Source organism: Roseateles sp. (assembly GCF_036404855.1).
In the GTDB taxonomy this organism is placed as follows: Bacteria; Pseudomonadota; Gammaproteobacteria; order Burkholderiales; family Burkholderiaceae_C; genus Pelomonas.
In genome coordinates this window covers 1-15,414 of the sequence record NZ_DASWYS010000156.1, presented here as the reverse complement: position 1 = coordinate 15,414, position 15,414 = coordinate 1, and the positions used below count along the sequence as shown (strand labels likewise).

At 69.1% G+C, this 15,414-nt stretch carries 18 protein-coding genes; 7 read left to right on the top strand and 11 right to left on the bottom strand.

What is annotated here, in order from left to right; all coding sequences use genetic code 11:
* Nucleotides 1–374: response regulator (locus tag VGF12_RS10300; protein WP_331175943.1), on the bottom strand; the 374-nt coding region annotated here is incomplete at its 3' end.
* A gap of 44 nt (nucleotides 375–418) precedes the next feature.
* Here VGF12_RS10300 and VGF12_RS10295 point away from each other — a divergent pair.
* Nucleotides 419–2,218: an ABC transporter ATP-binding protein/permease gene (locus VGF12_RS10295; RefSeq protein WP_331175942.1), complete on the top strand. Its 1,800-nt coding sequence runs from the start codon at nucleotides 419–421 to the stop codon at nucleotides 2,216–2,218.
* A 15-nt stretch (nucleotides 2,219–2,233) separates the two neighbouring features.
* Here the strand turns inward: VGF12_RS10295 and VGF12_RS10290 are convergent, their stop codons facing one another.
* The 3 genes from VGF12_RS10290 to VGF12_RS10280 are packed head-to-tail and all read right to left on the bottom strand — an operon-like array spanning nucleotide 2,234 to nucleotide 3,467.
* Entirely contained in the window at nucleotides 2,234–2,557 is a 324-nt protein-coding gene (locus VGF12_RS10290) for a hypothetical protein (RefSeq protein ID WP_331175941.1), read from the bottom strand.
* A gap of 53 nt (nucleotides 2,558–2,610) precedes the next feature.
* Nucleotides 2,611–3,222 carry a UPF0149 family protein gene (locus VGF12_RS10285; protein ID WP_331175940.1) on the bottom strand — a complete coding sequence of 204 codons (612 nt, stop codon included), beginning with the start codon at nucleotides 3,220–3,222 and terminating at the stop codon, nucleotides 2,611–2,613.
* A gap of 5 nt (nucleotides 3,223–3,227) precedes the next feature.
* Nucleotides 3,228–3,467, bottom strand: coding sequence for a hypothetical protein (locus tag VGF12_RS10280; protein WP_331175939.1), 240 nt, complete (start codon nucleotides 3,465–3,467; stop codon nucleotides 3,228–3,230).
* Between the two features lie 74 nt (nucleotides 3,468–3,541).
* Between VGF12_RS10280 and VGF12_RS10275 the strand changes: the two genes are divergently transcribed.
* Together VGF12_RS10275 and VGF12_RS10270 are read left to right on the top strand one after the other, a co-directional pair.
* The gene (locus VGF12_RS10275) at nucleotides 3,542–4,387 is read left to right on the top strand and encodes a transposase (RefSeq protein ID WP_331175938.1); all 846 of its coding nucleotides are present in this window, start codon (nucleotides 3,542–3,544) and stop codon (nucleotides 4,385–4,387) included.
* Between the two features lie 49 nt (nucleotides 4,388–4,436).
* Entirely contained in the window at nucleotides 4,437–5,276 is an 840-nt protein-coding gene (locus tag VGF12_RS10270) for an amidohydrolase family protein (protein ID WP_331175937.1), read from the top strand.
* A 91-nt stretch (nucleotides 5,277–5,367) separates the two neighbouring features.
* Here the strand turns inward: VGF12_RS10270 and VGF12_RS10265 are convergent, their stop codons facing one another.
* From VGF12_RS10265 to VGF12_RS10250, 4 genes are read right to left on the bottom strand one after another with little or no spacing between them, the layout of a single operon-like run.
* Nucleotides 5,368–6,108 (bottom strand): LytTR family DNA-binding domain-containing protein, encoded by a 741-nt coding sequence (locus tag VGF12_RS10265; protein WP_331175936.1) that lies wholly within the window; start codon nucleotides 6,106–6,108, stop codon nucleotides 5,368–5,370.
* On the bottom strand, nucleotides 6,105–7,124 hold the full coding sequence (locus VGF12_RS10260; protein WP_331175935.1) for a hypothetical protein: 1,020 nt from the start codon (nucleotides 7,122–7,124) through the stop codon (nucleotides 6,105–6,107). The genes VGF12_RS10265 and VGF12_RS10260 overlap by 4 nt, the downstream gene beginning before the upstream one ends.
* A complete protein-coding gene (locus tag VGF12_RS10255) occupies nucleotides 7,115–8,203 on the bottom strand; it encodes a sensor histidine kinase (RefSeq protein WP_331175934.1) in 1,089 nt (362 codons plus the stop codon). The genes VGF12_RS10260 and VGF12_RS10255 overlap by 10 nt, the downstream gene beginning before the upstream one ends.
* Nucleotides 8,204–8,217: 14 nt before the next feature.
* Nucleotides 8,218–8,595 carry a hypothetical protein gene (locus tag VGF12_RS10250; RefSeq protein WP_331175933.1) on the bottom strand — a complete coding sequence of 126 codons (378 nt, stop codon included), beginning with the start codon at nucleotides 8,593–8,595 and terminating at the stop codon, nucleotides 8,218–8,220.
* Between the two features lie 202 nt (nucleotides 8,596–8,797).
* Between VGF12_RS10250 and VGF12_RS10245 the strand changes: the two genes are divergently transcribed.
* Nucleotides 8,798–11,053, top strand: a complete 2,256-nt coding sequence (locus tag VGF12_RS10245; protein ID WP_331175932.1) for a PBP1A family penicillin-binding protein — start codon at nucleotides 8,798–8,800, stop codon at nucleotides 11,051–11,053.
* Nucleotides 11,054–11,060: 7 nt separating this feature from the next.
* Here VGF12_RS10245 and VGF12_RS10240 read toward each other — a convergent pair whose 3' ends face one another.
* Together VGF12_RS10240 and VGF12_RS10235 are read right to left on the bottom strand one after the other, a co-directional pair.
* On the bottom strand, nucleotides 11,061–11,426 hold the full coding sequence (locus tag VGF12_RS10240) for a VOC family protein (protein WP_331175931.1): 366 nt from the start codon (nucleotides 11,424–11,426) through the stop codon (nucleotides 11,061–11,063).
* Nucleotides 11,423–12,139, bottom strand: coding sequence for a DUF4386 domain-containing protein (locus tag VGF12_RS10235; RefSeq protein WP_331175930.1), 717 nt, complete (start codon nucleotides 12,137–12,139; stop codon nucleotides 11,423–11,425). Before VGF12_RS10235 ends, VGF12_RS10240 begins: the two co-directional genes overlap by 4 nt.
* A gap of 94 nt (nucleotides 12,140–12,233) precedes the next feature.
* On the opposite strand from VGF12_RS10235, the gene VGF12_RS10230 reads away from it, so the two are divergent.
* Together VGF12_RS10230 and VGF12_RS10225 are read left to right on the top strand one after the other, a co-directional pair.
* Nucleotides 12,234–12,944 carry a hypothetical protein gene (locus tag VGF12_RS10230; RefSeq protein WP_331175929.1) on the top strand — a complete coding sequence of 237 codons (711 nt, stop codon included), beginning with the start codon at nucleotides 12,234–12,236 and terminating at the stop codon, nucleotides 12,942–12,944.
* Nucleotides 12,945–13,116: 172 nt separating this feature from the next.
* Nucleotides 13,117–13,710, top strand: a complete 594-nt coding sequence (locus VGF12_RS10225) for a hypothetical protein (protein ID WP_331175928.1) — start codon at nucleotides 13,117–13,119, stop codon at nucleotides 13,708–13,710.
* On the opposite strand, the gene VGF12_RS10220 is transcribed toward VGF12_RS10225, so the two are convergent.
* A complete protein-coding gene (locus tag VGF12_RS10220; protein ID WP_331175927.1) occupies nucleotides 13,707–14,237 on the bottom strand; it encodes an SRPBCC family protein in 531 nt (176 codons plus the stop codon). The genes VGF12_RS10225 and VGF12_RS10220 overlap by 4 nt on opposite strands.
* An 84-nt stretch (nucleotides 14,238–14,321) precedes the next feature.
* Between VGF12_RS10220 and VGF12_RS10215 the strand changes: the two genes are divergently transcribed.
* A complete protein-coding gene (locus VGF12_RS10215; RefSeq protein WP_331175926.1) occupies nucleotides 14,322–15,176 on the top strand; it encodes a phytanoyl-CoA dioxygenase family protein in 855 nt (284 codons plus the stop codon).
* The last annotated feature ends 238 nt before the right edge of the window (nucleotides 15,177–15,414 follow it).

Genomic DNA, 15,414 nt, shown 5'->3' with positions numbered 1-15,414 from the left:
AGCTGTGCGAGCGCCGCGGCGAGGACGGGCGCATCCAGCGGTTTGATCAGGAAGCCGTCGGCGCCCATCGCCAGGAAGTGGGCACGCGTGCCGGGGTCGTCGTGGCCGGAGACCATCAACACGGCCACGCGTCGACCGGCGGGATGCCGGCGCAGCGCGGCCAGCGTGTCCTGGCCGCTCATGCCGGGCATGTTGACGTCCAGCAGCACCAGGTCGAAGGTCTGCTCGTTCAGCAGGCGAAGCGCCTTGCCACCTTCGTTGACCAGCACGCCATGATGGCCCCGCTCGCGCAGCAGCCGCGCGGCGATGCGCAGGTTGACGGGGTCGTCGTCGACCACCATCACGTGCAAGCCGGGAGCAGTGGCGGAGCTCATCGTCCGTCGGTTCTACCACTGAACCTGGCGCGGACAATGCGGTGATGCGCGCCTCTTCAGTTCCGATCCCGGCCTCCGGCCCCAACGCCCCGCGTGGCGACTGGGGCACCGTAGGCCGCCTTTTGCCCTACCTCTGGCGCTACCGCTGGCGCGTCGGTCTGGCCCTGGCCTTCATGGTGGGCGCCAAGCTCAGCAACGTGGGCGTGCCCATCCTGCTCAAGCACCTCGTCGACAGCCTGGACCTCAAGCCCGGCGCGCCGCAGACGCTGCTAGTCGTACCGCTGAGCCTGATCGTGGCCTACGGCGCGCTGCGGCTGTCGACCTCGTTGTTCACCGAGCTGCGCGAGTTGATCTTCGCCAAGGCGACCGAGGGCACGGCGCGCAGCATCTCGCTGCAGGTGTTCCGCCACCTGCACGAGCTCTCGCTGCGTTTCCACCTCGAGCGCCAGACCGGTGGCATGACGCGTGATATCGAGCGCGGCACGCGGGCTGTGCATTCGCTGATCAGCTATTCGCTCTACAGCATCGTGCCGACATTGATCGAGGTGGTGCTGGTGCTGACGCTGCTGGGCGTGAAGTTCGACGTCTGGTTCGCCGGCATCACCGTCGCGGCGCTGGGCATCTACATCGGCTTCACCGTCGTCGTCACCGAATGGCGCACCAAGTTCCGCAAGACGCTCAACGAGCTGGACTCCGTCGCCCACAGCCGGGCCATCGACTCGCTGCTGAACTACGAGACGGTCAAGTACTTCAACAACGAGGGCTACGAGGCGTCGCGGTACGACGAGAGCCTGGAGAAGCTGCGCCGTGCCCAGCTGAAGAGCCAGACGACACTGTCGCTGCTCAACACCGGCCAGCAACTCATCATCGCGGTGGCGCTGGTGCTGATGCTGTGGCGCGCCACCCAGGGCGTCGTGGACGGCCACATGAGCCTGGGCGACCTGGTCATGGTCAATGCCTTCATGATCCAGCTCTACATCCCGCTGAACTTCCTTGGCGTGATCTACCGCGAGATCAAGCAGGCGCTGACCGATATCGAGAAGCTTTTCCAGCTCCTGGACCGCCGGCGAGAGGTGGCAGATGCCCCCAATGCGGTCGAGCTGAAGGTGGCCGGCGCCGGTGTCGTGTTCGACGACGTGCGTTTCGCCTACGACCCGGTGCGTCCCATTCTGCACGGCGTCAGCTTCGAGATCCCGGCCGGCAAGAAGGTTGCCGTCGTCGGCCCCAGCGGCTCGGGCAAGAGCACGCTGGCGCGGCTGCTCTACCGCTTCTACGACGTCGATGGCGGCCAGATCCGCATCGACGGCCAGGACCTGCGCACGGTCACCCAGGCCAGCCTGCGCAAGGCCATCGGCATCGTGCCCCAGGACACCGTCCTCTTCAACGACACCGTGGCCTACAACATCGCCTACGGCCGCCCGGGTGCGAGCCGGGACGAAGTTGAGGGCGCGGCGCGTGCGGCGCACATCCATGCCTTTATCGCAGCAACGCCGCTGGGCTACGAGACCATGGTGGGCGAGCGCGGCCTCAAGCTGTCGGGCGGTGAGAAGCAGCGCGTGGCCATCGCGCGCACGCTGCTGAAGAACCCGCCCATCCTCATCTTTGATGAGGCTACGTCGGCGCTGGACTCGACCAACGAGCGTGCCATCCAGGCCGAGCTGGAGGCCGTGGGCCAGAACAAGACCGTGCTCGTCATTGCACACCGCCTCTCGACGGTCGTCGACGCGCACGAGATCCTCGTGCTGGAGCAGGGGCGCATCGTCGAGCGGGGCCGCCACGAAGCGCTGCTGGCCCGGGGCGGCCGCTACGCCGAGATGTGGAAACTGCAGCAGTCTTCGGACTGACTGCCCAGCCTCTGCTCAGTGAGGCTTCTTGGGCTTGTCGAAGCTCTTGGGCCGGTAGACGTTGCCGGTCCACTCGCCGTCGATGCGGCTGTCGCGCGCATCGTGCAGGGCCGACTCGCGGGCGCGGCGGATGACGCGCTCGGCCTCCTGCGCTGCGGCACGTGTCTGGCGCTGGTGGCGACGCCAGCCCGTGGCGCGCGTCACCTGAATCCGTACCCAGGTCACGAGACGGGCCCTGCCCGAATCTACCCAGGCGCGCGCGCGGTACGGCAGGGCCATGTGCACGCCCAGGGCGACGCAGACGGCGAGGCCGGTGGCGGCGAGCAAGGTCTGAAGCATGGATTGAGTGTGAACCAAACCGGCGCCGGCGGCCACCTGCGTTGAGGGGATGGTTACGCTTTCTGGCGAAGTGCCCACAGCGCCAGCATGGCGTCAGGAATCCTCCGGCTGGCTTCGTCTCGCTCGGCGGCGGAGCCTTCGGCCAGCCCCCCGTCCTCGCCGCCCAATGCCGCGATGGGCGCCAGCAGCTCGGCGGTGTCGTCGGCGTCAAACAGCGGCGCCCAGGCCTGGGGCGCCAGATCGACGGCCATCAGGAAGCCCGCCGCCCAGTCCTCGGCGTCGGCGTACTCGGTGTCCTCGTCCTCGCCGTCGGCAAAGCTGAAGATGGGTTCCCAGCCCTGCGGCCGCAACGCCCAGGCGGTGGCGATGGAATGCAGATGGCGCAGCACCAGCATGACGACCTTCTTGCGCTGCTTGCCGCTGACGAAAGGCGCCGAGTCACCGTCGCCGTCGCCGCCCCAGATGAGCGGCAGCCAGGCCTCGCCGGGCAGGCTGGAAAGCTCCCGCCCTGGCGTCAGCAGCAGGCCCGCGAGGTAGCCGTCCATGGCCTCCGCGTTCATGGCCGCTTCGGTCGGCAGCGCGGCCAGCAACTCGTCAAGGTCGTTGATCTCCTCGTCGGACAGCGGGCGGTTGTCGGAGGCTGGGTTGTAGTGGGGATACTGCATGGGGGTCAGCCGTGGCGGCCGTGGCGGCTCTTGGGTTTCTTGCTGTCGAATTCGGCGATCTGTGTCTTCAGCAAGGCCATCAACACGCGGGCGTTTTGCTCGGTCATCACGAGCAGGCTGCTGGGTTCGAGGCCCTCGATGGGCTCTCGGTTCGACACGAGGGCGTCCACCTTGAACAGGACCTGGCCGTGCAGGTTGTTGGCGGCGGCCTTGATTTTCTGGATTTCGATCTGATGGGTCTTCATGGGGCGGGCCGGGTGCGTGAGGGGCCGGCAGACCGCCATCTTGCCATTCCGGACGGCGAGACTTAACGTGGCGCATGGCAAGGCCTGCCCGATTGGAGATCGCCGGCGCCGTCTACCTGGTCGGCGCCCACTGCCCGTTCGACAGCGGGCAGCTGGCCTTTGTCGACGACGCCGACCGCGCCGAGATGCGCGCGTTGCTGGCCCAGGCCCTGCATCGGTTCGACGCCCAGGCCCTGGCCTATGCCCTGCTGCCCGACCACTACCACCTGCTGCTGTTCACCCGCCGCGCCAACCTGTCGCAGCTGATGCGGCACGTGAATGGCGTCTACACCCAGCATTGCCAGCACCGGCACGGCTTTCGCGGCCCGCTGTTCCGGGGGCGCTTCCATGCCGTGTTGGTCGATCGTGAACGCTATCTGCTGGACGCCTGCCGCTACATTGACCTCAACCCCGTGCGCCAGCGCCTGGCTCGGGGCGCCGCCGGCTGGCCGGGCTCTAGCTTCCGTGCGCTGGCGGGCATGGAGGAGGCGCCCGAGTGGCTGGACGTGGATGGCCTGCACACGCACCTGCTCGGGCGGCCGGCGACCACGGCCGCCCAGCACCGCCTGGCCGGCGAGCGCTATGCCCGGCTGGTGGCGTCGGATCCCGGCCTGCAGCTGTGGCCGGGGCGACTGCGTGAGCAGATCTTCCTCGGCGACGCCGCATTCGCGGCCCGCATGCGGGCCGCCGCCGCCGCTCCAAGGCGCGTTGCGCGCATCAACTGGACGGAATGGCTGAAGCGCGCTGGCGGCATCCGCGAGCAGGCGCTGTGGCTGGCGCACGCCGAAGGCGGGGTGCCAATGACCGATCTTGCCGGGCAGCTCGGCCTGTCGGTGTCGCGCATCAGCCGCCTGATCGCTGCAGCGGAGCGCGCCGTCTGATGGGCCGCTTGCCAGAGGTAGACCCTGAGCGGCTTGAAAGCGGTCCGCCATGCTGAAGCGCCGCGCGTTGCTGCTGGCCGGGCTGCCGCTTGCTGCGCGAGCGGATGGCTACGCCGGCCCCATCTTCGATGCCCATCTGCACTACAACGACGATGCCCAGGGGCCGCATCCGCCAGCCGACGTGCTGGCCCGCATGGCCCGCGCCGGTGTGCGCGGGGCCCTCGTCAACAGCCGGCCCAACGACGGCACCTTGCGGCTCGTCGCCGAGGCCGGTCCGCAATGGGCGGCCTTCATCCGCCTGTACCGCAACCGAGCCGACTACACCGGCTGGTTTGCCGACGACAGCATTCGCCGCATGGTGCTGGAGTTGCTCGAGCGCGGCAGCCCGGCGGGACCCTTCCGCGGTGTGGGCGAGTTCCATCTCTACGACAGCGCCAATGCCGATGGCCCGACCGCCATCGCGCTGATGAAGCTGGCACGTGAGCGTGGCCTCACGGTGCTGGCCCATGTGGACGATTCGGCCGTCGACCGGCTGCTCGGTCATGCGCCCGGCACCTCGCTGATCTGGGCGCATACCGGCATCTCGGGTGAGCCGGTGGCGCGTGTGCGCGAGCTGTTCGCCAAGCACCAGGGGCTGCGCGGCGAGCTCTCCTATCGACCGGGGTTGAGTGTCGACGGCCGCCTGAGCGACGACTGGCGTACGCTGCTCACCCGGCATCCAGGACGCTTCCTGATCGGTTCGGACACCTGGGTCACGCCGCGTTGGCAGCACTACGAGAGCCTGTTCGCCGACTACCGCGGCTGGCTGGGTCAGCTGCCTCCCGAGATCGCACAGCGCATCGCCTGGGGCAATGCGGCGGCAATGTTCAATCTGTCCCGCCCGGACTGACGTCATCGCCGTTTGACCCGTCAGGCCCGCAGGAGCCGGTGCCGCCGGGCCGCCTGGGTCATCCCTGCACGGGCCGGCTTCATCGGTGGGGCTACAGCTGCTTGAAGCGATGCGCGTAGGCCGGGGACACCTCCAGCGTCTCCGGCCTGTCCTTCAGCGCAATGCTGAGCTTGCCGCTCAGCGTGCGGCCGACCGACTTGATGGCCCGCGCGTTGACGATGGTGGAGCGGTGCACCTGCCAGAAGTGTTCGCCGTCCAGGCGAGCGACGAGCTCTTTCAGCGGCAGCGAGATCAGCGCTTCCGAGTCGGCCGTGACGACGGCAACGTATTTGTGGTCGGCGCGGAAGTAGGCCACGTCCTCCACGGTGATGAGCTGCAGCTCGCGGCCACGCTGCACGGTGATCCAGCGCAGGGGCTCCATGCCGGCGACGGGCGCCGTGCGTGCGCCCAGGCCGCCGAGGTCGGCCGGTGGCAGGCTCAGGCGCTCCTTGAGGCGCAGCAGCGTCTTGGCCATGCGCACAGGGTCCAGCGGCTTGAGCAGATAGCCGACGGCACCCTCGTCAAAGGCCTGCACCGCGTAGCGCTCGTGGGCCGTGATGAAGACGACGTGGGCACGGCGGCCGATGAGCTGGGCCACCTCCAGACCCGAGAGGCCCGGCATCTGCACATCCAGGAAGCAGGCCTGCGGCGCCAGCTGTTCCACGAGGCGCAGCGCCTCGTGGCCGTCGCGAGCCATGCCCACGACCTGGGCCTGCGGCCACTGGCGCAGCAGCTCTTCGCGGATCTCCGCGGCCAGCAGGGCTTCGTCTTCGGCAATCAGGATTCTTGTCATGTCGGCAGGGGCCAGGTCAACCTGAACAGCGGCATATCTTCGGCGAGCAGGGTCAGCCAGGCGGCATCGCCGTGCACTGCGCGCAGGCGCCGGGCCAGCTCGGCGACCGGCACAGCGTCGGCCGCGCGGCGCGTGCGCTCGGCGTCGGGCCCCAGCGCCTGCAGGCGCAGCTCGGCCAGGCCGGAGCCGGTCTGCAGGGACAGACTCCACAGTGTCGTACCTTCGTCTAGCAGCGGGCGCGCCAGCGGCAGCAGCACCATCGGTGCCAGCGGCCATTCGGGAGGCTCGGACAGTCCGGCGAGGTGCAGGCGTTCGGTGTGTTGCGCATCGGCGCTGACGAGCCTGGCGTAGGCGCGCAGCGCGGCGACCTCGCGTGCCAGCGTCGACACTTCGGCTTCCACGTGTGGCTGCAGTGCGCGCAGCAGCTCGATCAGCGCGGCCAGCCGCAGACGTGCGCGATGTGGCTGGTGTAGCAGTTCGTCGTCGATGACGGCCAAGCGTTCGGACAGCAGGGCAGGGTCCACGCGCGCCTGCAGGGCCAGCAACTGCGTGGCCGCGAGCTGGCGCTCGCGCAGCGTGGCGGCATCCTGCAGCATGGCCAGCCGCGCCTGCGCTTGTCGGGAGAAGCGCAGTTGTGCGTAGACGGCCACGCCCAGGCCATGCCAGATCAGCGTCGTGCTGGCCAGCCCGAAGTCGTTCTCCCAGGTCCACCAGTCCGCCTTGCCGAGCAGCGGGTAGAGGGCAGGCGCGATGATCCAGATGCCGCCGATGACCGTTGTCACGGCGACACCGGGATAGGCCATCCAGGCCGGCAGCCGTCCCGCGTCGACGAGGGCGTCGGCCAGTCGCAGCAGCAGCACGGCCGGCACACCGAACTGGAGCACGTTGTAGGCCAGCGCATTGAGGACGTCTTGGCTGGCGAAATCGTTGTTCAGCGGTGTGCCGTTGGCCACCAGCGTGCAGGCGCCGACGAGCACCATCCAGCCGAGGTCGCCGATCCGGAACTTCAAGGCCATGGCAGCTGCACCCGGGCGACGAGGCCACGCGGCTGGTTGAGATGCAGGCTCAGCCGGGCGGCCGTGCCATGAGCCGCAGCCAGGCGGGCGCGCAGCGTGGCCAGACCCGTGCCGCTGCCGCTGGCGCTGCCCATTCCGGCACCGGTGTCAGCCACCTCCAGCCGGAGCAGGCGGCTCCCGGCCGGCGACTCCGGGTCGGGGCCGGCGCGGACGTGGATGTCGCCGCCGTCCACCTGCGGCGCGATGCCGTGCTTGATGGCGTTCTCAGCCAGCGTCAGCAGGCACGTGGAGGGCACGATCACGTCGTCCAGCCCCGGCGCGATGTCGAAGTGCAGCCGCAGCCGGTCGGGCCCGATGCGGCGCTGGTGCAGGGCCAGGAAAGCGCGCACCAGCTCCAGTTCGCGCGCCAACGGCGTCTCGGCCTGGCGCAGCTCGGGCAGGGCGGCTGCCAAGTAAAGGCGCAGGTCGGTCAGCATCGCGTGCGCGGCGCCGGCGTCGGTGCTGGCCAGGCGGCGCAGGTGGGCCAGCGTGTTGAAGAGGAAGTGTGGCTCGACCTGGGCTTGCAGCAGGGCGGCACGGGCGGCGTCGAGCTGGCGCGCCTGGTCCCGCTCGGCGTGGCTGAGGCGTTCGGCGTCGGCCTCGCCGTGGCGGCCACGTTGGCGGTACTCCAGGCCCAGGCAGATGCAGGCGGAAAAGGTAAGCAGGATCTGCAGCATGTAGGCGCCGATGTGGACGTCCGACGCGGCGGTGGCGCGCAGCCGGAGATTCAGCAGCGCCCCCAGCAGCGCCAGCCCAACGATCTGCAGCGCCAGCATCCAGTTGCGCGCCGGCTGACGGCGCGGCAGCAGCCCCTGGGTCAGCGCAGCTCCCAGCCAAAGCATCCACAACAGTTGGGCCAGCCCGAAGGCCCCGTGCAGCGTTGAGCCGAGCTGGCAGTTGGCGCCGTCGCCATGCTGTATCCACAGGGCGCAGCGCACCATGCCGGAAAGCAGCAGCGCCAGCGCCAGTGCGACGCTGATCGCGCCAGCCGCCACGAGGCTGCGCCAGTGCAGGGGGGCGAAGCGCGAGGCGGAGGGCATCCGGGGATGGTCGCTCAACGGGGTTGGGAAGGTGGGGTCTGATGGGCCTGGGCCAGCGATTCCGACGCCGCGGCAGCGACGGACAGCGGCGCATAGTCGGCGAAGCGGATGTTAAGGACGTAGCGCTGCGGCGTGCCGCTCTGGCATTCCAGCGACTGCATCGCGATGCGCACCGGGGCGCGGTAGATGCGGGAGCCGTCCATCGCCAGCAGCCGGGCCCGGCCGTCGGCGCCGACCTCGAACTCGACGCGCACCGCACCGTCGTGGCCGATGCGTTGTTTGGCACTGGCCAGGTACTCGGACAGCTGGGCGCCGGCCTCGGGGCAGGTGGCGGGGGTGGCGAAGGCGGCGGGGCCGGCGGCGAGCAGCAGCAGGGGCAGCAGTTTCTTCATGGCGATCTCCAGGGTGTGCGATGGCGTAAAGGTAGAGATAGCCGCGCCGCGCGTCATTTGCGGCCAGACGAAGTCCGGGGTTCGCCCGACGAAGTCGCCGCCATGGCCGACGGCCCGATGGCGACCATGACTTCCGGCAGAGGATGTGGTGCGATCGGCCGGGGCGCTAAGCTGCCGACCTGCGAAGAAGCCTGAAAGACCCGTGCTGCGACGTTCTGCCCTTGCCCAGGCCCTGCTGGGCCGCCCCTGGTTGCTGGCCCTGTTGGGCCTGCCCTTCGTGCTGGTCCTTGTCGGCGCCATCGTCGCGCTCTTTCTGTGGCAGCAACTGCCGGCGCTCGACGCGCTGACCGACTACCAGCCGCACCAACCGCTGCGCGTGATGAGCGCTGACGGCCAGTTGCTGGGTGAGTTCGGCGCCGAGCGGCGCCGCTTCGTGCCGCTCAAAGACATCCCCAAGCCGCTCCAGGACGCGCTGCTGGCCGTCGAGGATGCTGATTTCTACGAGCACTCGGGTCTGGACTTCGGCGGCATCGTGCGCGCGATGTTCCGCAACTTGACGCACCGCGGCCCCCTGCACGGCGCGTCGACCATCACTCAGCAGCTCGCCCGCGACACCTACCTGACCAAGGAGCAACGCTGGTCGCGCAAGATCGTCGAGGCCTTGCTGGCCATCAAGATGGAGCGCGCGCTGTCCAAGGAGCAGATCCTTGAGATCTACATGAACCAGATCTTCCTGGGCAACCGCGCCTACGGCTTCGCGGCGGCGTCGGAGCGCTATTACGGCAAGTCACTGGACCAGCTCAACACGGCCGAGATCGCGCTGCTGGTCGGCCTGCCCAAGAACCCGATGGGCTTCAATCCTGTGCAGAACCTGGGCCGGGCCAAGCGCCGCCAGGCCGTCGTGCTGGAACGGCTTGCGGCGGTGGGCCTCATCAGCGCCGAACAGGCCAAGGCGGCGCGTGAGCAGCCGCTGGACATCCTGCGCCCCAAGCGTCTGGCCGGCATTGCCGACCACGCCGCCGAGCAGGTGCGCCAGGAGATGCTGACCCGGTTCGGCGAGGAGGCCTACACCCGCGGTCTGACCGTGACCACCACGCTGCTCTACGCCGAGCAGGCCGCCGCTCAGGAGGCGCTGCGCCACGCCCTCTTCGAGCTGGAGCGTCGTCAGCCCTTCCGCGGGCCGGAGGCGACCGTCGAGCTGCCGATGGGCGACGACCTGGACGAGGCTTTGGACGCCGCCTTCGATGCCCACCCCGACCTCGGCGAGCTGCGCACTGCCGTGCTTCTGGGGCAGGACAAGAGCGCCGCCCAGTTGGTGCTGGGCGATGGCGAGCGCATCACCCTCAAGGGGGCCGCCCTGCGACCTCTGCAGAACCTCAAGCGCGGCGCGGTGCTGCGCGTGCTGGAGTCGGGCAAGCAGTGGCAGATCAGCCAGACGCCGCAGGCCGAGGGCGCCGTCGTCACGCTGGATCCGGCCACCGGTGCCATTCGCGCGCTGGTCGGCGGCTTCGACTTCGCACGCAACCAGTTCAATTCCGCCACCCAGGCGTGGCGCCAGCCAGGTTCTGCCTTCAAGCCCTTCATCTACTCGGCGCTGATCGAGCAGGGCGGCTGGGCCGGCACGCTGGTCAGCGACCAGCCCTTCGAGCAGGGCGACTGGGCGCCACGCAACTACGACGGCCAGTACGAGGAGGCGCTGACGTTGCGCCAGGCCCTGGCCAAGTCCAAGAACATGGTCACCATCCGCATCGCGCAGGCGCTGGGCCCGGAGCGCGCGCGGGCGTGGGCCGCCCGTTTTGGTCTGGATGAGGACAAGCAGCCCCTGAACCTGACGATCGCGCTGGGCACCGGGTCCGTCACGCCATTGCAGATGGCCCAGGCCTACGCGGCCTTCGCCAACCAGGGTCAGTTGCCCACGGGCTGGTTGATCCAGCGCGTGCAGGACGCCCAGGGGGAGATCATCTGGAAGGCCGACCCGCCCAAGCCGCGCCAGGCCATCAGCGCGCGCAATGCCTTCATGACCTCGCAGCTGCTGGCCGCCGTCGCGCGTGAGGGAACGGCGGCGCGGGCCAGCGCCCTGCTGGGCCGCTGGGACCTCTACGGCAAGACCGGTACCACCAATGACGCCGTCGACGCCTGGTTCTGCGGCTTCCAGGCCTCGCGAGCCGGTGCGGTGTGGATCGGTTATCCGCAGCCAAAGTCACTTGGCGAGCGCGAGAGCGGCGGTGGCCTGGCCCTTCCTGTTTGGGCCGCGACCATGGCCGTCGCGCTCAAGGGCCAGCCCAACACGCAGATCGAACCGCCCGCTGAAGGCCTGGTGCAGCAGGACGGCAACTGGTTCTATTCGGAGTTCGCGGGCGACCTGGCGATCGCGCGCATCGGCCTGCCCGCCGCGGCCGCCGAGGACGCGGCTTCGGCACCCGAGGCCGGCAGCTCCGAGCCCTTGCGCGGCTACTGACGGGCGACTACTCGCCCGTCGGCGGCTCCCAGAGCTCGATCTTGTTGCCGTCGGGGTCCATGACCCAACCGAACTTGCCGTATTCGGAGGCCTGCGGTTCGCCGACGACTTCGCAGCCCTCGACGCGCAGCACCGCGAGCAGGCCGTCCAGGTCGGCCACACGGTAATTGACCATGAAGGGCGCCGCACTCGGCGCGAAATACTCGGTGTCGGCCTTGAAGGGGCACCAGTTCGTCGGGCCTGCACCACCCTCAAAGCTGGCGCCGCCCCAGGCCTGCACGTCCAGTCCGAGATGCACGCGGTACCACGCGGCCAGGGCTTGAGGGTCGCGGGACTTGAAGAAGATGCCGCCGATGCCGATCACGCGTTTCATGGAAGCCTTCCGAAATGGCGTGGCGCGGATTTCACCACGCGGTCTGGCACCGCCGTCAGCCAAAGCGCGAACACCAGTTCGCCGACGAAGGCGGGAAGCAGCACACCCGGAAACAGCAACTTCGCGACATTTGGGGCCAGCAGCAGCGCGAAGCTGTTGAGCAGATAGGCCAGGCCCGCGACGACCAGCAGCCCGCCCATTGCGGGCGGCATCATGCCGCTCACCGCAATCAGCGCACCGCGGATGACGCAAGCAAAGCCGAAGAAGACCAGGCCGATGCCGAAGCCCTGGCCATGCAGCTGGACCGCCAGCATCGCCAGTGCCTCCCGCTGCTCCGGCGGGAAGGCGCTGCTCGCCAGCAGCTCCAGCGGCGCCAGCAACTGCACGCGGTTGGCGACGAGCACGGCTGTTTGCACGAGGTTGAGGCCCGTGGCGGTCAGCGCCAGCATCTCGTGGACGGGCCGCAGCAGCCGCCACAGCACGACGATGACCGGCAGGTCCAGCACTTGCATCAGCAGGTCGCTCACGAGCCCCAGGCGCCACAGCTGAGGATGGGCGGCAATGTGTTGCGCCGTCGCGGCGGCGTCGCCGGCCACGACCAACTGGCCGCGCACGAACAGCTCGCTCCAGAGGCCAAGCGCGATGATGGCCAGGTAGCACAGGCCGGCGATGCGCAGTTCACGGGGGCCGACGTCGCAGGAAGTGGTGGGCATGGTGTGGTCGAGACAGGACGCAACGCGGGTAACAGTTTCTTGGCGCTTCAGGGTGGCTCTAGAGTATTCCGTCACACCACTTCAGTCATTCGCCATGCGTCGCTCGCCTCTCGTCCTCGCCACCTTCGTCCTGCTGCTGGCCGGCTGCGCCTCGGTGCGGCAGGGCAGCGACACGCGCGGCGCGCCGCCTGGGGCGCGCATGGCTCAGTCGCAGTCGGTGGCCGGGGTCGCGGAGGAGAGCTTCGGCCGTCCGGCTTGGGGGCGCCAGGGCGAGTTCACGCTGCACGGGCAGCGCGTGCGCTACGAGCGTGGCGCGGACAGGTTGGCGTTGTTCGAGCCCCTGCCGGCCGGCGTCCGCACGCCGCTGCGTTTCAGCTGGGCGGGTCCGGCGGGCGACAGCGCAGCGGTCTGCGAGAGCTGGACGCCCGAATCCAGCGCCAACGGCCGGCTGGTTGACGCCCGGCCCTGGGTGCTGAGCTGCCGCTGGGGCAGCGCACCGGCAGCTATGCTGCAGATCGGCGAAGGACAGATGCGCCGTGGCAAGCTCAGCCGCGAGGGCGCCTACCGCCGCGGCGAACTGACCGTGGGACTGCGCTCGACGCATCTCTACGAAGGCAACGCCACGCCGCAGACTGTGGCGGTGGGCTACGAGATGCTCCACCAGGGCACCGTCGTGGCCAGCCTGGACCTCAGCGGCCCGCAGCCGCGCCTGCGCCGGCCGGATCCGGCAACGCCGCTGGGTCGTGCCGTCACCGAGGCCGCCCTGGCCCTGGCCCTGGTGTCCGAGTCCTTGCCGTCGCGCTGAACCCCTCAAGCGGGGGCGTGACGGCAGGCACGGGTGAGAACCGGCATACGCTTGCCTGCCCTTTAGAGTCCCCCGGACTCGATGGACGGGACGGTGTATGCGATCTTCATGGGCGGCGGGAGCCGCGCTCTTTGCTTTTCTGGCCGGCTGCGGCGTGGTGCGCGAAGCGCGCATGGCCCAGCCCGCGTCTCTGGTGACCGTCCCCGAGGAATCCTTCGGCAAGCCCGGTTGGGGCCGGCGTGGCGAGTTTGAGCTCGCAGGCCAGCGGGTGCGCTATGACCGTGGCGCAGACCGGCTCTCCCTGTTCGACGTGCTGACGGCGGGACGCGCGCCGTTGCGCTACACCTGGTCCAGTCCGGCCGGCGACAGCGAGGCCGATTGCACGGCGCGCCAGACCGAGGTGGCGGCCGGCGTGCTGGCCTTGTCCACCAAGCCCTGGACGCTGAACTGCCGCTGGCGTGGCGCCTCCGATGCCACGCTGCAGATTGGCGAAGGCCGGGTGCAGTGGGGCCAGGCCACGCGCGAGGGCAGCTACCAGCGCGGCGATCTGACGCTGGCGCTGCGTTCGGTGCATCGGTTGGAGGGCGCAGCGTTCGCGACGGCCACGCCAGTGGGCTACGAGATGTTGCGCGACGGTCAGGTGATCGGCAGCGTGGACCTGAGTCGCGGCGTACCGCGGCTGCGCCGGCCAGAGGCGAATACGCCGCTCGGCCGGGCGGTCACCGAAGCCGCCCTGGCCCTGGCCCTGGTCTGGGAGCCGAGCTAAGGCCTTTCGGCCAGCGCCTTGAGGTTGGTCAGGCCGGCGTCGAAGTCCGGCCCCACCATCTTGTCCATGAACAGGCCCATCCAGCGGTAGACCGGGTTGCTGCCCATGTCGCCGTTCATGGTCCAGGTGACCTGGGTGGCGCCGCCGTTGGCGTCGAGGCGGAAGTCGCCGGTGGAGGTGGTGCCGAAGTCGGGAAAGAAGAGGTCGTAGCCCAGGCGCTTGGGCGGCTCGGCGCTCGTGAAACGCATGCGGCCATCGCCTTGGCTCTTGCTCTTCCAGGCCCAGACCGCGCCCGCGCCTGAGGCGGGGCCGCTGTATTCGATGGCCATGCCCGGGTCGCGCCGGTTCCAGGCGCTCCACTGCTGCCAGCCACGCGGGTCGGCGATGAGGGCGTAGATCTTTTCCGGCGCGGCGTTGATCGTCAGCGTGCGCGAGACCGTGAACTTGGGCGACAGCATCAGCCCGCCGCCCAGGCACAGGGCCAGCAGCGCGACGATGGCGATCAGCAAGACCTTGAGTGCTTTCATCGGGCTCTCCCGAGGATTGAGGTGGGCGCACTGTGGGCGCGCCCCGCCGGCCACACAATCCGCACAACTCCTTCCCGCAAGCATATGAAGATCGACGCCGACCGCGCTTCCCTCTACGCAGAACAGGGCTATCTCGTCATTCCCGGCTTCAAGTCCGCCGCGGACATCGCGGCGTTGCGCCGGCGCGCGCTCGAAGTCGTCGATGCCTTCGACCCCGGCGAGCAGCGTCCCGTCTTCACCACCGAGGAGCAACAGCGCCATGTCGACGACTATTTCCTCGACAGCGGCGACGGGGTGCGCTGCTTCTTCGAAGAGGAAGCCTTCGACGCCGAGGGCCGCCTGCGCGTGCCCAAGGAACTCGCCATCAACAAGATCGGCCATGCGATGCATGACCTCGATCCCGTCTTCAGCGCCTTTTCCAAGGGAGAGGCGCTGCGTGGTGTGGCCGCCGGGCTGGGCCTGGCGCGGCCCCAGGTCTGGCAGTCGATGTTCATCTTCAAGCAGCCCGGCATCGGTGGCGAGGTGCGCTGGCATCAGGATGCCAGCTTCTTCGAGAGCGATCCCATCACCGTGACAACCTTCTGGTTCGCGCTGGAGGATGCGACGCTGCAGAACGGATGCCTGTGGACAGAACCTGGCGGCCACCGCGGGTCGCGCGGCGTACTGCGTGAACGCTTCGTGCGTGAGGGCCGCAAGGCCTGGATGGAGCAGCTCGACGCGACGCCCTGGCCGGCGGCCGATTCCGCACATGCCGTTGCGCTGGAGGTCGAGGCCGGTTCGCTGGTGGTCTTCCACGGCTTGCTGCCGCACTACTCGGCGGCCAACCGTTCGGACAAATCGCGACATGCCTACACGCTGCACGTGACCGACGGCGCCAGTCGCTACTCGCCGCGCAACTGGCTGCAACGGGGTGCAGCACTGCCGGTGGGCGGCTTCTAGGCTTCTCGCAGGCCGCACACGCCTGCGGCCCCTTGTCCTACAAGGCAAGGCAGCCGAGGCCGGCACGGCGCGGTCGGCATCATCCCAAGAATGGGATTCATCACAAACGTCGATTACGACGCAGGAGGCCGTGATGAAGTTTCCCAAGTCCATGCATGCCGAGGGCTTCTACGATCACATCGATACGACTGAGCCCGGATCCCGGTCCGATGCGCCGAAGCCGCTGCTGAGACCCGGG

Bases quoted from the DNA above. Each gene is read 5' to 3' on its own strand.
- VGF12_RS10240 (WP_331175931.1), bottom strand. From the start codon at position 11,426: ATGAAACGCGTGATCGGCATCGGCGGCATCTTCTTCAAGTCCCGCGAC.
- VGF12_RS10270 (WP_331175937.1), top strand. From the start codon at position 4,437: ATGCTGAAGCGCCGCGCGTTGCTGCTGGCCGGGCTGCCGCTTGCTGCG.
- VGF12_RS10220 (WP_331175927.1), bottom strand. From the start codon at position 14,237: ATGAAAGCACTCAAGGTCTTGCTGATCGCCATCGTCGCGCTGCTGGCC.
- VGF12_RS10285 (WP_331175940.1), bottom strand. From the start codon at position 3,222: ATGCAGTATCCCCACTACAACCCAGCCTCCGACAACCGCCCGCTGTCC.
- VGF12_RS10265 (WP_331175936.1), bottom strand. From the start codon at position 6,108: ATGACAAGAATCCTGATTGCCGAAGACGAAGCCCTGCTGGCCGCGGAG.
- VGF12_RS10280 (WP_331175939.1), bottom strand. From the start codon at position 3,467: ATGAAGACCCATCAGATCGAAATCCAGAAAATCAAGGCCGCCGCCAAC.
- VGF12_RS10255 (WP_331175934.1), bottom strand. From the start codon at position 8,203: ATGCCCTCCGCCTCGCGCTTCGCCCCCCTGCACTGGCGCAGCCTCGTG.
- VGF12_RS10235 (WP_331175930.1), bottom strand. From the start codon at position 12,139: ATGCCCACCACTTCCTGCGACGTCGGCCCCCGTGAACTGCGCATCGCC.
- VGF12_RS10295 (WP_331175942.1), top strand. From the start codon at position 419: ATGCGCGCCTCTTCAGTTCCGATCCCGGCCTCCGGCCCCAACGCCCCG.
- VGF12_RS10250 (WP_331175933.1), bottom strand. From the start codon at position 8,595: ATGAAGAAACTGCTGCCCCTGCTGCTGCTCGCCGCCGGCCCCGCCGCC.
- VGF12_RS10275 (WP_331175938.1), top strand. From the start codon at position 3,542: ATGGCAAGGCCTGCCCGATTGGAGATCGCCGGCGCCGTCTACCTGGTC.
- VGF12_RS10225 (WP_331175928.1), top strand. From the start codon at position 13,117: ATGGCCCAGCCCGCGTCTCTGGTGACCGTCCCCGAGGAATCCTTCGGC.
- VGF12_RS10260 (WP_331175935.1), bottom strand. From the start codon at position 7,124: ATGGCCTTGAAGTTCCGGATCGGCGACCTCGGCTGGATGGTGCTCGTC.
- VGF12_RS10215 (WP_331175926.1), top strand. From the start codon at position 14,322: ATGAAGATCGACGCCGACCGCGCTTCCCTCTACGCAGAACAGGGCTAT.
- VGF12_RS10230 (WP_331175929.1), top strand. From the start codon at position 12,234: ATGCGTCGCTCGCCTCTCGTCCTCGCCACCTTCGTCCTGCTGCTGGCC.
- VGF12_RS10290 (WP_331175941.1), bottom strand. From the start codon at position 2,557: ATGCTTCAGACCTTGCTCGCCGCCACCGGCCTCGCCGTCTGCGTCGCC.